Source organism: Streptomyces sp. NBC_01446 (genome assembly GCF_026340095.1).
Classification (GTDB): Bacteria; Actinomycetota; Actinomycetes; order Streptomycetales; family Streptomycetaceae; genus Streptomyces; species Streptomyces aureus.
Genome location: NZ_JAPEPO010000001.1, coordinates 3,133,446 through 3,147,226 on the forward strand (window position 1 = coordinate 3,133,446; position 13,781 = coordinate 3,147,226).

Consider the following 13,781-nt stretch of genomic DNA (forward strand, 5'->3'; position numbering starts at 1 on the left):
GTTCGGGAGGCCGCGGTGCGGCTACTCGACGCGGCGCAGGGCGTCGGCCGGGCGCAGCCGGGAGGCGCGCCAGCCGCCGAAGGCGCCGGCGATCAGGCCTCCGGCGACGGCGAGGCCGACGGCGAGCGTGATGGTGGTGGCGCTGACGGGCGCGCTGAGGGCGATGTCGAGGGTCTTGCCGGCGCTCTGGCGCATGCCGGGGCCGCCCATGGCCATGCCGCCGCCCCTGGCTCCGCCGCCCGCGCCGGAGCCGAGTTCGGCGGTGAGGGTGGGGCTGATCGCGGTGACGGCGTAGGCGCCCGCGAGGCCGACGGCTATGCCGAGTGCGCCGCCGACGAGCCCGTTGACGACGGCCTCGCCGACGACCTGGCGGGTGACGCGGCCGGACTTCCAGCCGAGCGCCTTGAGCGTGCCGAACTCCCGTACGCGGCGGGAGACCGCCGACGAGGTGAGCAGCCCCGCGACGAGGAACGCGGCGACGAGCACGGCGATGGAGAGCCACTTGCCGACGTTCGCCGCGAGGTCGGACGCGGTGGACAGGGAGCCGGAGACGGTGTCGGCGAGGTCGGCCGACGTGGTCACCGTCGTACCGGAGATGTTCTTCTGGATGGTGGCCTTGACCGCGGAGATCTGCTGCGAGTCGGTCGCCTTCACATAGACCGTGGTGATCTTGTTCTTGGCGCCGGCGAGGGTCTGCGCCTGCTTCAGCGGCACGTACAGATTGGCGGCCGCGTCACCGCTGTCGGGCGTCGCGATGCCGATGAGCTTGTACTTGACGCCCTTGATCTTGACGGTGCCGCCGAGGGCGAGCTTCTTCTCCTTGGCGTACGACGTGTCGGCCACGGCGACCTTGGCGTCGGCCTCGGACGTCTTGAACGTACGGCCCTTGGTGACCTTGGAGGAGGTGAGGGGGCCGAGGCCCTGCTTGGCCACGTCGGTGCCGTACACGCTGTAGGAGTTGACGTCGAAGGAGGCACCGCCGCCCTCGACCTGGCCCTGCGGCTGGCCGCCGGAGCCGCCCGGGCCGCCCTGGCGCGTGGCGCCGCCGCTCTGGCCCTGCTTGAACTGGCCGCGCTTGAACTCGCCGCTGACCTTCATCACCTGGAGGCTGAGGCCGCCCACCGAGTCGGCGACGCCCTTCTGCCCGGCGACCTTCGCGACGGTCGACGAGGCGAGGGTCTGGAAGCCCTGCACCATGACGCGGTCGCTGCTCTGCTCCTCGCCGTCGTCCTTGGCGCCGAACTCGAACCGCGGCCGGCCGGTCTCCCCGCTCTTGGGGGCCTCGGCGGCCTTGGTGACGGTCATGTCGGTGCCGAGGCCGTACAGGGACTGGAGGACCTTGTCCTGGGCCTGGTTCATGCCGGAGGACACCGAGTTGACCACGATGACCAGCGCGATGCCGAGCGCGAGCCCGGAGGCGACGACGAGGGCCGCCTTTCTGCGGCGGCGCAGTTCGCGCCTCAGGTAGGTGAAGAACATGCCGTGAAGCTAGGGACACACCGTGATGATCGGATAAGCCCGGGATAAGAGACCGATGAGAACTCTCCGGAAACGCCCGAAGGCCCGCCCCCCGTCGCCGGGGTGCGGGCCTTCCGCGTGGACTGTCGGGCCGAGGTCCGTCAGACGGCCGAACCGGCCTGCCACTGCGCCCAGTCCAGGTTCCAGCCGTTGAGGCCGTTGTCCGGCTGGATGGTCTTGTCGCCGGTGTTCTTCACGACGACGACGTCACCGACCATGGAGTTGTCGTAGAACCAGGCGCCCGGGGTGTTCGGGTCGTCGGCACCCTTGGCGTCGGCCAGGCCGACGCAGCCGTGGCTCGTGTTGGCGCCACCGAAGATCGACTTGGCGCCCCAGTAGTTGCCGTGGATGAAGGTGCCGGAGTTCGACAGACGCATCGCGTGCGGCACGTCCTTGATGTCGTACTCGCCCTTGCCGTCGGTGCCCTTGAAGCCGACCGTCGAGCCGTCCATGCGGGTCTCCTTGAACTTCTCGGAGATCACCATCTGGCCCTGGTACGTCTTGTTCTCCGGCGAACCGGCGGAGATCGGGATGGTCTTGACGACCTTGCCGTCCCGCGTGACCGTCATGGTCTTGGTCTCCGCGTCGACGGTCGAGACCTGGTTGCGGCCGACCTTGAAGGTGACCGTCTTCTGCTGCACGCCGTAGACGCCGTTCGCACCCTCGACGCCGTCGAGGTTCAGCTTCAGCGTGACCGTGGAGCCGCCCGTCCAGTAGTCCTGGGGGCGCAGGTCGAGGCGCTGGTTGCCGAACCAGTGGCCGACGACCTCCTGGCCGCTGCTGGAGGAGACGGTGATGCCCTTCTGGACATCGGCCTTGTTCGTGATCGCCTTGTCGAAGTTGATCGAGACCGGCATGCCGACGCCGACGGTGGAGCCGTCCTCGGGCGTGAAGTTGCCGATGAAGCTGTTGGCCTGCGAGACCGTGGTGAACGAGGCGTTCTCGTGGGCCGCGCGGCCGCTGGAGTCCTTGGCCTCGGCGGCGATCTTGTAGACGGTGGCGCGCTGGAGCTGGCCCGCGGGCTTCCAGCTCTTCTTGTCAGCGGATATCTGCCCCTGGACGGCCGCGCCCTCGGCGGTCGTCATCTTCACGTTCGTGAGCGAACCCTTGCTCACGGTGACGGCGGCGGAGTTGTTGATGCCGGCATTGTCGGAGCCGTCCTTCGGCGCGATCTTGATCAGCGCCTCCGACGTCTTCTTGGCTGCGGCCTCGTCGACCTGGGCCTGTGGCGACTTCCCGCCGCCGCCCTCGGCACCGCTCGCCTGACTGCCGCCTCCGCTGCACGCGGAGAGCACCAGCACTCCTCCGACCAGAGCGGACGCGGCCATCAGACCCTTGCGCCGCTTACTGTCCGTCATCACACGCATCTCCATCGTCGCCGATTCCCCCTAACAACCCCGAAGGCCCTGCAGGCCTCGTTCCCCGCATGGCGGGAATCCCCAATGGCCCATGTAACGCCATGACCGGTTCGTCCCGTTCCTATTTCGCCCCCGATGTGGGGGACGACACGTCGGAACTGCCGTGACCAGGCATGCACCAGTGGTAACAGAACCCTCCTGGTACCCCCTGTGGGACGAGGAAACCCCGGCCGGCGGTTGCCACCCAGGGTCCCGAGTCCGCGCGGTCCGACCCGGCCCCGCATCCCGCCCTAGTCGTCCGCGTCGAGAGCGTCGCCGGATTCGTCATCATCCACGTCGAGGTCCCAGTCGGGCGAATCGGGATCGTAGTCGACCTGCTCGCTGGACCAGGAAGCCTGCACGAGGTCCGCCCCGGGCACCTCGCTGACCAGGTCGAACGGATCGACGAGATAGGCGAGTGCCTCCGCCTCGTCCTCGTTGACGGCGGCCTCGGCGTGGGCCCGCTCGTCGCCCGCCATGTCGTCGTCCTCGGCGATGCGCTGCAACGCGGCCCCGGTGATGGCGGCGGAGTCCTCGATCTCCAGGACCAATTCCACGCGGAGCCGAACAAATCGTGATGTCTCAGAGGTGGTCATACGACGGAGCGTATGCCTCACCCCACCCGCGACTTTCCTGTGACCCGCACCTTTCACTAACATCGCCTCACACGGCCAATTCGCCAGCTCCACAAGGGGGATCGATTCCGTGTCCGTCGCACGACGATCGCTGCTCACCGCCACTGCCGCCGGGACACTCCTGGCTGCCCTGTGGTTCGTTCCGTCCGCCACCGCGACGCCCGAGAAGACGGCGGAGGCAGATCAGCAGCAGACCGCGACAGCGGTACACGCGCAGTCCGAGGACCAACTGCGCCTGGCCGACACGGGAACGGTCGACACGACGCCGTACGTGATCGGCGGCTCGGCGTTCCTCGGGATCGGCGCGGGCTTCCTGACGTACTCGGCCAGGAAGAGCCGCGAGTCGGCCTTCTGAGCAACGAAGGGCGGGCCGCACCCCGAGGGTGCGGCCCGCCCGTGTTTCCGTAACCCCTAGGCCAGCGGCCCCGTGACGGGCTCCACGGCCGCGACGAGGTGCCCGCCGCGCACGAAGGCGTCGGCGGCAGCGAGGTCGGGCGCGAGGAACCGGTCGGGGCCGGGACCCTGAACTCCCGCGGCCCGTACGGCATCGATCACGGCGCGCGAGGCGGGAGCGGGCGTGAGGCCCTCCCGCAGCTCGATGCCGCGCGTGGCCGCGTACAGCTCGACGGCGACGATCCGCGTCAGGTTGTCGATCGCGGTACGCAGCTTGCGGGCGGCGGACCAGCCCATGGACACGTGGTCCTCCTGCATGGCGGAGGACGGGATGGAGTCCGCGGAGGCGGGCACGGCGAGCCGCTTCATCTCGCTGACCAGGGCGGCCTGCGTGTACTGGGCGATCATCAGGCCGGAGTCGACGCCCGCGTCGTCGGCGAGGAACGGCGGCAGCCCGTGGGACCGGTTCTTGTCGAGCAGGCGGTCGGTGCGCCGCTCGGCGATGGACCCGAGGTCGGCGGCGGCGATGGCGAGGAAGTCGAGCACGTAAGCCACGGGCGCGCCATGGAAGTTGCCGTTCGACTCCACACGCCCGTCCGGCAGCACGACGGGGTTGTCCACGGCGGACGCCAGCTCGCGCTCGGCCACGAGCCGCGCGTGGGCCATGGTGTCCCGCCCGGCCCCGGCGACCTGCGGGGCGCAGCGCACGGAGTACGCGTCCTGCACGCGCGGCGCGTCGTCCTGGTGGTGCCCGGTGAGCTCCGAACCCTTCAGCACGGCCAGCATGTTGGCGGCGCTGGCACCCTGGCCGGGGTGCGGTCGGATGGCGTGCAGCTCGGGCGCGAGGACCTTCTCCGTGCCGAGGAGCGCCTCGAGCGACAAGGCGGCAGTGATGTCGGCGGACTTGTACAGGTTCTCGAGGTCGGCGAGCGCCATGACGAGCATGCCGAGCATGCCGTCGGTGCCGTTCAGGAGGGCGAGGCCCTCCTTCTCGCGCAGCTCGACGGGCGCGATGCCGTGGGCGGCGAGCAGCTCGCCGGCGGGGGCTACGACCCCGTCGGGCCCTTCGGCGTCGCCTTCGCCCATCAGCGTCAGGGCGCAGTGGCTGAGCGGCGCGAGGTCGCCGGAGCACCCGAGGGACCCGTACTCGTGCACGACGGGCGTGATCCCGGCGTTGAGCACGTCAGCCATGGTCTGCGCGACCTCGGGCCGCACACCGGTGCGCCCGGAGCAGACGGTCTTCAGGCGCAGGAACATGAGCGCGCGTACGACTTCCCGCTCGACGCGCGGTCCCATTCCCGCCGCGTGCGAGCGGACGATGTTCCGCTGCAGCTGAGCCCGCAGCTCCTGGCCGATGTGCCGGGTGGCGAGCGCGCCGAACCCGGTGGAGACCCCGTACACGGGCTCGGGCTTCGCGGCCAGCGCGTCCACGATCGCGCGGGCCGAGGCGAGGGCGGCCACCGCCTCTTCGGAGAGCTCGATCCGGGCATTCGCCCGCGCCACGGCGACGACATCCGCCGCGCTGACGCCGGACGTCCCCACCACCACAGTGTGCATATCCATATTCAGGAGCGTACGAGGTGAAGAGCCCAATGTCACGACCGAGTCCGGGATGGACCCCTTACGCCCCCACGTCCCGCCCCCGGAGCCGGCGCCGCTCACTGTCGCCGACGGCGGGCGGCGGCGAGTCGGCAAGACGCACGACGGGATCGTCGGGCCCATCCCGGCCGGCGACAACGGGTTTCACGGCCCGCAGCGCCTTGGCCCGGTACTGGGCGGCATCGGCAAGCCGGAAGAGCCGCCGCGCACTGAGCACCTCGCCGATCGGGTCACCGGTCGAGGCGATCCCGCAGGCAACCCCCTCCCCCAGCTCCAACTCGGAGGCGCGCAAACACAGTTCCTCGCCCGCCCGCACCACGTCATCGGCGCCGGGCCCCACCGCCACAAGACAGAACTCGTCACCCCCCAGCCGCGCGGCCAGGGTCCCCGGCAACATCGCGCCGCACAACGAGAGAACGGACCCGAACCGCTCCAGCAACCGGTCCCCGACCGCGTGCCCCAACGAGTCGTTGACGCGCTTGAGCCCGTTCAGATCACACACGACAAGAGAGACGACATCGCCCCCGACGCGATGCCGCTCGATGGCCTCATCAAGGCGCATATCAACGGCACGCCGGTTCGCGAGCCCGGTCAGCGCGTCGGTGAAGGCGAGCCGCCGCGCCTCCTCGAGCCGCTCGGTCTGAGCGATGCCCGCGGCGGCAACAGCGGCGAGCACGGTGGCGAAGGCCGCATCCTGCGCGCCGAAGACCTCGGCACCCTCGGGCCGGGCGACGTACAACTCGCCCCAGGCGCGCCCATGGAGCACGATCGGCGCGACGACACAGCAACCGCGCCCGCGCCGGCGCAGGGCGGCGACGCGCTGATGGCAGTAGCCGCCGCCCTCCACCGTCCCGGCGGCGGTCTCGACCCAGGCGCGCGGAGCGCCCCCGCCCACCCACTGCTCGTGCAGGAACTCGGTGATCTCGGGGAACTGGTGAACGGGATAGGCCTCGTCCTCGGGGAACTCGACCTCACCCTCGGAGCGCTCCCCCACGTTCACGAGGACGCGCAGCCGCCCGCGCTCCCGCTCCCACACGGACAGCGCCGCGAAGGTGCCGGACAGGGCGCGACAGGCGCCGAGGGCGGCGGCCCGCCAGGACTCACGCGGAGACTGCGCCGCGGCCATCCCCTGCGCCATCGCGACCACGGCCCGCAACCGGACTTCCTCTCCCATAGGCCAAGATTAGGAAAGAAAAGCCCAATTCGATACATTCAAGACCCATACGAGGCCAGGAATAGTCATTCACCGGGCCACTGAGGCGCCCGCTTCTCATTGAAGGCGGCGACACCCTCCGCCCGATCGCCGGAGAAGGCGACGGACCGCCAGGCGGCGTCCTCGACCTCGAGCCCGGCGCGCAGATCGAGCCCGTACCCCACCCTCAGAGCGCGCTTGGCGGCCCGAAGCCCCACCGGCGAATTGGCGGCGATGCGCCCCGCCAGCTCAAGCGCAGCCTCACGATCATCACCCACCCCCACCACCTGATCGACAAGCCCCATCTCCAGGGCCTCCCGTGCCTCGACACGCCGCGCGGAGAAGATCAGCTCAGCAGCTCTCGCAGCCCCCACGCGCCGGGGCAGCAACTGCGTACCGCCGCCACCGGGAATCACCCCCACCGACACCTCGGGCAGCCCCACGACGGCGGTCTCGTCGGCCACGATGAGATCGCAGGCGAGAGCAAGCTCGAACCCGCCACCGAGGGCGAACCCGTGCACAGCGGCGATGACAGGCATAGGAAGCTCAAGCACGCCCCCGTAGGCCCCCCGCGTCACAGGCCGCTGCCGAAGAAGCTCGGCATCGGAAAAGGAGTTCCGCTCCTTGAGGTCGGCCCCCACACAAAAGGCACGAGAGGCAGAGGAAGAAACAACAACAACCCGAGCGCCGCCATCGAGCGCAAGAGAGGCACAGGCCTCCCCGACACTCACGGCCATGGCGCTGGACACGGCGTTCATGGCCTTGGGCCGATCGAGAACGAGCTCGGCGACAAAGCCGTGCCGCCGCACCTCGACGAACTCTCCGAACCGCTCGCTCACAGACCCTCCCGGTTAACGACAGTTAACAACGGCAGAATCCTAGAGCGGCCGCCGCGTCAGAAGCCAGGGCTCGACGACACCGAGCCCACGCACGGGCCGCTGCCACATGGGCTGAAGGGCAAAGCGGTACGAGGGCGCGTCCTCGCCCTCCTTCTCGGCGAGAGCGGCGGCCTCGGCCTCGGAAGCGGGCGCCTCACCGGCCCGCTGCAGCTCCTCGGCGAACGCACCGTCGACGAGCACGGCATCCCGAGGAGCTATCGACGTGAGCCGGCTGGCGAGATTCACGGTGGTCCCGAAGACATCGCCCATCCGGGTCGTGACGGTCCCGAAGGCCATCCCCACCCGCACCTCGGGCATGGTCTCGTCATTGGCCATGGTCTCGATGAGCCGCAGGGCGATCTCGGCCGCGACCCCCGAGTCGTCGGCGGCGTACAGCACCTCGTCACCCAGGGTCTTGATCAACCGACCGCCGTTGGCGGCCACGAGATCGGCGGCAGTGGTCTCAAAGGCCTCGACGAGCTCCCCGAGCTCCTCTTCCTCCATACGCCGAGTGAGCCGCGTAAAGCCGACAAGGTCGGCAAACCCGACGGCAAGCCGCCGGTCCACCATCTCCTCGTCATCGGCGGCCTGCACCACACGCCCCGTGGCCGCGGCCAACTGCCGCCGCCACACATAGACGAGAAACTCCTCCAGCTCGGGCAGGAGCAGCTCCATCAGGGGATACGTGACTTCGGTACGGGTCATCCCGGGCTCGGGAGGCTCGGTAAGCCCTTCCAGGAAGGAATCGATCTGCCACTCGGCAAGCCGGGCGGTGGTCTGGCCCGTGGACCGGGCGACCTGCACGGCCATGGCCTCGCTGAGCAGCCCGGCCTCGACAAGACCGGCAAGCCGCCGCAGGGCCAGCACATCGGCCTCGGTCAGCGCCTTGGCCTGCCCGATGTCGGCGAACCCCATGGCCCGCCAGAACCGGGAGGCGAGCTCCATGGAAACACCGGCGCTGCGCGCGGCCTGGAAAGGCGTGTACCGCCGCTCCGCGCCGAGAATGAGCTGCTCGAGACGGAGGGCAAGCGGATCCTCACCGCCGGCACCTTCCTCGACAGACCCGATGTCGGTTGGGGTGCCCGCGCCGGAGCCCGAGTCGTCGACGGTCACGCCTGCTGCCCTTCCGATCTGCCACGGTCATGTATCGACCGGCCTCAACTTTACGGCAGGTGTGCCGCAGCTCACTCCCCCAGCACACACGAGTCCCGAGCCCCCGGCCAAGTACAAACCGAAACGAAAACGCCACCGACGACCAGCCGCGTCCGGAACAAGGCCCGCGACGGGGAAGGGACAGCCCACCGAACGACCGGCCGCGCACGAGACGCGGCCCGGAAAACAGCGAGTCCCACCGGCGATCAGCCGCGTACGAGACGGGAGGGGACGCGGGGGCATGTGCGCGCGCAGCCACCAGCACCGCGTTCAGGTGATCAGCTAGCTGACGTCCACCCGTAGAACAGCGAGCACGTACATGCCCCCGCGGCCCCGCACCCGAAAGAAAACCCGGCGCAACGACGGCGCACCCAAAAGACAACCCGGACCGACGACGGCGCACCCGAGAGCGAACCCCAGCGCTGCCCCCGGCCCGCACCGGAACCCCGTCAGCCCCCCGCCCGCAGATGAACGATGTCGCCCGCCCCCACAGGCTGCTGCACCCCGTCCTCAGAGGCGATGACAAGCCGCCCGTCCCCGTCCACGGCAACCGCCTCCCCCACAAGCTCCAGCCCCCCAGGAAGCTCGGCCCGCACATTCCGCCCGAGCGTCGCGCACCCCGCCGCATAGGTCTCCTGAAGCCGCGACACCGCAGGATCCCCACCCGCGGCCCGCCACTCGACGAACCGCTCCTCCAGCGACCGGAGAACGGCCCGCAGCAGCGGATCCCGGTCGGTGGAGACAGCCCCGGCCAGGGCGAGCGACCCGGCCCCCGGCACAGGCAGCTCGTCGGCGCGCAGCGAAACGTTGAGCCCGATCCCGACGACCACCCCGTCCCCGGCGCGCTCGGCGAGGATGCCTCCGGCCTTGCGCTCCTCGCCGCCCACATTCACCAGCAGGTCGTTGGGCCACTTGAGGGCGGTGTCGACCCCGGCGGCCCGCGCGAGCCCCGTGGCGACGGCCACCCCGGTGAGCAGGGGCAGCCACCCCCAGCGCTCCACGGGCACTTCGGCGCCGGGCTTGAGGAAGACGGAGAAGAAGAGCCCGGACCGCGCAGGAGCGGTCCACTGTCGGTCGAGCCGCCCGCGCCCGGCGCTCTGCGACTCGGCGACCAGGACGGCCCCTTCCTCGGCCTTGCCGCTCAAGGCGAGGGCAACGAGATCGGAGTTGGTGGACCCGGTGGCGGGAACAACGTCGACGGAGGACCAAAGGCCTCCGCGCACGAGGGCGCGCCGCAGGGCGGCGGCGTTCAGCGGGGGCCGGTCCAGGTCCGACCACTGCTGACCGTCGTTCGCGTCGGAAGGATCGTCTGAAGCATTTCGGGGCGTCATGCAACCCACCCTAGGTGTGGTAAACGCCGCACTGCCGAACGGTATCCACGCCACTACGCTACGAGCCAGTAGCAACGGGGCGAGGCCTCAACCAGCCCCGAACCCCGCCGCGCCACATCGCCCCGTCCCGTCCTCACGTCCCCATTGAGCAGCCAGGGAGCCGCATCCCGATGTCCGTTCCGGAAGAGCCCAACGTGTCCAGCGCCATCGACATCCACACGACCGCGGGAAAGCTCGCGGATCTGCAGCGCCGGATCGACGAGGCCACGCACGCCGGCTCCGCACGCGCGGTGGAGAAGCAGCACGCGAAGGGCAAACTGACGGCCCGTGAACGCATCGAACTGCTCCTGGACGACGGCTCGTTCGTAGAACTCGACGAGTTCGCCCGCCACCGCTCCACCGCGTTCGGCCTGCAGGACAACAAGCCCTACGGCGACGGCGTGGTCACCGGCTACGGCACCGTCGAAGGACGCCCGGTAGCCGTCTTCTCCCAGGACTTCACCGTCTTCGGCGGAGCCCTCGGCGAGGTCTACGGCCAGAAAATCATCAAGGTGATGGACTTCGCCCTCAAAACCGGGTGCCCCGTCATCGGCATCAACGACTCCGGCGGCGCCCGCATCCAGGAAGGCGTCATGGCGCTCGGCATGTACGGCGAGATCTTCCGCCGCAACACCCACGCCTCCGGCGTCATCCCCCAGATCAGCCTCGTGGTCGGCCCCTGCGCGGGCGGCGCGGTCTACTCCCCCGCCATCACCGACTTCACGATCATGGTCGACCAGACCTCCCACATGTTCATCACCGGCCCCGACGTCATCAAGACCGTCACCGGCGAGGACGTCGGCTTCGAAGAACTCGGCGGCGCCCGCACCCACAACACCACCTCCGGCGTCGCGCACCACATGGCCGGCGACGAAAAAGACGCCATCGAATACGTCAAGACACTCCTGTCCTACCTCCCCTCGAACAACCTGTCCGAGCCCCCCGCCTTCCCCGAGGACGCGGACCTGGCCCGCACCCCGGAGGACGACGAGCTCGACACCCTCGTCCCGGACAGCGCGAACCAGCCCTACGACATGCACACCGTGATCGAGCACGTCCTGGACGACACGGAGTTCTTCGAGACACAGCCGCTGTTCGCGCCGAACATCCTCACCGGCTTCGGCCGCGTCGAGGGCCACCCCGTCGGCATCGTCGCCAACCAGCCCATGCAGTTCGCCGGCTGCCTCGACATCGACGCCTCCGAGAAGGCCGCCCGCTTCGTGCGGACCTGCGACGCGTTCAACGTCCCCGTCCTCACCTTCGTCGACGTGCCCGGCTTCCTGCCCGGCGTGGACCAGGAACACACCGGCATCATCCGCCGCGGCGCGAAACTGATCTACGCCTACGCCGAAGCGACGGTCCCCCTGATCACGGTCATCACCCGCAAGGCGTTCGGCGGCGCCTACGACGTGATGGGCTCCAAGCACCTGGGCGCCGACCTCAACCTCGCCTGGCCCACCTCCCAGATCGCCGTCATGGGCGCCCAGGGAGCCGTCAACATCCTGCACCGCCGCACCATCGCCGCCGCCCCCGAAACCGAGCAGGAAGCCACCCGCACCCGCCTCATCCAGGAGTACGAGGACACCCTCCTCAACCCCTACACCGCGGCCGAACGCGGCTACATCGACGCCGTGATCATGCCCTCCGACACCCGCGCCCACATCGTCCGCGGCCTGCGCCAGCTCCGCACCAAGCGCGAAAGCCTCCCGCCCAAGAAGCACGGCAACATCCCGCTCTAGCCCAGGACCGAACCGCCGAGAACGAGCCGCCGAAAGAGCCGCCCGAAAGGACCCGACCGATGATGATCAAGGTCGTAAGGGGCAACCCCACCCCCGAGGAGCTGGCCGCCGCACTGGCGGTGGTCCAGGCCCGCGCCGCGGCGGTGGCCACCACCCCGCCCGGCGCGGCAGGCACCCGCGACGCATGGGCCGACCCGGCAAGGGTGGCGCAGGCGCGCCGCCCGATCCCGGGGCCCACGAGCTGGGCGCGCACGTACTGGCCGGTCTAGGGCCCTGGTCCCTACGTGGGGGTGCGCCTGAGTACGCGTACTCAGGCGCACCGCCTACCGGGGCAGCAGTATCGAATCCATGCTGTGGTCAGACCCCGAGAACGAGCCCCCCGAGGAGCTGCGCGAAACCCAGGCGATGCTCCGCCGAGCGGGCTTCGTGCTCGCGGTGGCGATGGTGATAGCGATGCTGGTTCTGGGAATCGTCTGAACCGATCCCCGCCCCCAGCACCGCACCCTCCATTCCGAGCCCTCCACGCCGAACACCGCACCCTCCACGACGAGGCACCCCCAGCGGCCCACATGTGGAACCCTGACCGCATGAGTGATCCCCACGTGAGCACCCCGCGCCGCCGCCTCGTCCTCGCTTCCCAGTCCCCGGCCAGGCTGGCCCTGTTGCGCCAGGCGGGCCTCGCCCCCGAGGTGCTGGTCAGCGGGGTCGACGAGGACGCCGTGTCCGCGCCCACCCCGGCCGAACTGGCCCTGGCGCTGGCGGAGGCGAAGGCGTCCGTGGTCGCGGCGAAGCCTGAGGTGCACGGCGCGCTCGTGATCGGCTGCGACTCGGTCCTGGACATCGACGGTCAGGCTCTCGGCAAGCCGGCGGACGCCGAGGAGGCGACGGCGCGCTGGAAGTCGATGCGGGGCCGCGCGGGCACCCTGCAGACGGGCCACTGCGTGTACGACACGGCGGTGAACCGCTACGCGTCGGCGACGGCTTCGACGGTGGTCCGGTTCGGCGAGCCGAGCGACGCGGAGATCGCCACGTACGTGGCGTCGGGCGAGCCGCTCCACGTGGCGGGCGCGTTCACGCTGGACGGCCGCTCGGCACCGTTCATCGACGGCATCGACGGCGACCACGGGAACGTGATCGGCCTGTCGATGCCGCTGCTGCGCCGCCTGCTGGCCCAACTGGGCGTGAACATCACGGACTTGTGGGCGGACTGAACGCGGCTCGCCTCACCCGGACCGGGCCGATCAGACGGGCTGAGGCGCCCCGCCCCCCTCGGCCGGTCCCGCCGGGGCGTCTCCCGCACCCGCTTCCGCTCCGTCCGTCTGCTCCTTCCGGTCGTAGGCGACCAGCGTGAGCACGATGAGCCCGAGCACGACCATCATGAAGACGAACGCGAGCCAGCCGACCAGGCCGATGCTGAACGCCCCGAGCAGCCCGTGCACGACGGCCGCGCTGATCAGCAGGATGCGGCCGAAGCCGGCCGGCCCGCGGTCGCGCACGGCTACGCGTACGAGGACGATCGCGCACAGCGCGAGATAGAGCCCGAAGAGCGCGCCGGCTATCCAGGCGGAGACGGACATGGCGCGGGGGTCGAGCCCGGCCAGGGACATGTCCTGGCGGTCGACGACCAGCCCCAGGAACCAGTTGAGCAGGGCGATACCGATCGCCTCCGCGAAGAGCACGATCGCGGCCACCCACGCCACCGGTCTGCGTGCCACCGGAACCCCACCCACTTTCGACTGCTGTTACCCCAAGTACGTTCGAGACAACGCGAACGCTACTAACGGGTAAACCTCGGGACAAGGGGTCTGCCCAAGGCAAAGAATCGTTGGGCCATTCGTAGGGACTCCACAAAGAATCCCGGAGTGCCGCAGCACCGTCTCACAGAGACCTAGCCCACATCGGCGGGCT

The 13,781-nt window shown here is 70.0% G+C and carries 14 protein-coding genes; 5 read left to right on the forward strand and 9 right to left on the reverse strand.

Annotated elements, in window-relative coordinates; genetic code table 11:
- Nucleotides 1-21: 21 nt before the first annotated feature.
- The 3 genes from OG456_RS13900 to OG456_RS13910 form a co-directional block, all read right to left on the reverse strand.
- The gene (locus tag OG456_RS13900) at nt 22-1,479 is read right to left on the reverse strand and encodes an ABC transporter permease (protein WP_266560778.1); all 1,458 of its coding nucleotides are present in this window, start codon (nt 1,477-1,479) and stop codon (nt 22-24) included.
- Between the two features lie 140 nt (nt 1,480-1,619).
- The gene (locus OG456_RS13905; protein ID WP_266560780.1) at nt 1,620-2,876 is read right to left on the reverse strand and encodes an Ig-like domain-containing protein; all 1,257 of its coding nucleotides are present in this window, start codon (nt 2,874-2,876) and stop codon (nt 1,620-1,622) included.
- 290 nt (nt 2,877-3,166) lie between these two features.
- Nucleotides 3,167-3,511 (reverse strand): hypothetical protein, encoded by a 345-nt coding sequence (locus OG456_RS13910; protein ID WP_266560782.1) that lies wholly within the window; start codon nt 3,509-3,511, stop codon nt 3,167-3,169.
- A gap of 109 nt (nt 3,512-3,620) precedes the next feature.
- Here OG456_RS13910 and OG456_RS13915 point away from each other — a divergent pair, with 109 nt between their 5' ends.
- A complete protein-coding gene (locus OG456_RS13915; protein WP_116513449.1) occupies nt 3,621-3,905 on the forward strand; it encodes a hypothetical protein in 285 nt (94 codons plus the stop codon).
- Between the two features lie 56 nt (nt 3,906-3,961).
- On the opposite strand, the gene hutH is transcribed toward OG456_RS13915, so the two are convergent.
- The 5 genes from hutH to OG456_RS13940 all read right to left on the reverse strand — a co-directional run bounded on the left by hutH (nt 3,962) and on the right by OG456_RS13940 (nt 10,095).
- The gene (hutH, locus tag OG456_RS13920; protein WP_266569215.1) at nt 3,962-5,500 is read right to left on the reverse strand and encodes a histidine ammonia-lyase; all 1,539 of its coding nucleotides are present in this window, start codon (nt 5,498-5,500) and stop codon (nt 3,962-3,964) included.
- A gap of 64 nt (nt 5,501-5,564) precedes the next feature.
- Nucleotides 5,565-6,716, reverse strand: a complete 1,152-nt coding sequence (locus tag OG456_RS13925; protein WP_266560784.1) for a GGDEF domain-containing protein — start codon at nt 6,714-6,716, stop codon at nt 5,565-5,567.
- A gap of 65 nt (nt 6,717-6,781) precedes the next feature.
- The gene (locus OG456_RS13930; RefSeq protein WP_266560786.1) at nt 6,782-7,573 is read right to left on the reverse strand and encodes an enoyl-CoA hydratase/isomerase family protein; all 792 of its coding nucleotides are present in this window, start codon (nt 7,571-7,573) and stop codon (nt 6,782-6,784) included.
- 39 nt (nt 7,574-7,612) lie between these two features.
- Nucleotides 7,613-8,725 carry an adenylate/guanylate cyclase domain-containing protein gene (locus OG456_RS13935; RefSeq protein ID WP_266560788.1) on the reverse strand — a complete coding sequence of 371 codons (1,113 nt, stop codon included), beginning with the start codon at nt 8,723-8,725 and terminating at the stop codon, nt 7,613-7,615.
- A gap of 488 nt (nt 8,726-9,213) precedes the next feature.
- Nucleotides 9,214-10,095 (reverse strand): biotin--[acetyl-CoA-carboxylase] ligase, encoded by an 882-nt coding sequence (locus OG456_RS13940; protein ID WP_266560790.1) that lies wholly within the window; start codon nt 10,093-10,095, stop codon nt 9,214-9,216.
- Between the two features lie 170 nt (nt 10,096-10,265).
- Between OG456_RS13940 and OG456_RS13945 the strand changes: the two genes are divergently transcribed.
- The 4 genes from OG456_RS13945 to OG456_RS13960 all read left to right on the forward strand — a co-directional run bounded on the left by OG456_RS13945 (nt 10,266) and on the right by OG456_RS13960 (nt 13,084).
- Entirely contained in the window at nt 10,266-11,873 is a 1,608-nt protein-coding gene (locus OG456_RS13945; RefSeq protein WP_266560792.1) for an acyl-CoA carboxylase subunit beta, read from the forward strand.
- 59 nt (nt 11,874-11,932) lie between these two features.
- Nucleotides 11,933-12,142 carry an acyl-CoA carboxylase epsilon subunit gene (locus tag OG456_RS13950; protein ID WP_266560794.1) on the forward strand — a complete coding sequence of 70 codons (210 nt, stop codon included), beginning with the start codon at nt 11,933-11,935 and terminating at the stop codon, nt 12,140-12,142.
- A 79-nt stretch (nt 12,143-12,221) separates the two neighbouring features.
- Nucleotides 12,222-12,350, forward strand: a complete 129-nt coding sequence (mmpB, locus tag OG456_RS13955; protein WP_264484688.1) for a morphogenic membrane protein MmpB — start codon at nt 12,222-12,224, stop codon at nt 12,348-12,350.
- 110 nt (nt 12,351-12,460) lie between these two features.
- Nucleotides 12,461-13,084, forward strand: coding sequence for a nucleoside triphosphate pyrophosphatase (locus OG456_RS13960; RefSeq protein WP_266560799.1), 624 nt, complete (start codon nt 12,461-12,463; stop codon nt 13,082-13,084).
- Nucleotides 13,085-13,114: 30 nt separating this feature from the next.
- Here OG456_RS13960 and OG456_RS13965 read toward each other — a convergent pair whose 3' ends face one another.
- Nucleotides 13,115-13,588: a hypothetical protein gene (locus tag OG456_RS13965; RefSeq protein WP_266560801.1), complete on the reverse strand. Its 474-nt coding sequence runs from the start codon at nt 13,586-13,588 to the stop codon at nt 13,115-13,117.
- Nucleotides 13,589-13,781: the final 193 nt, after the last annotated feature.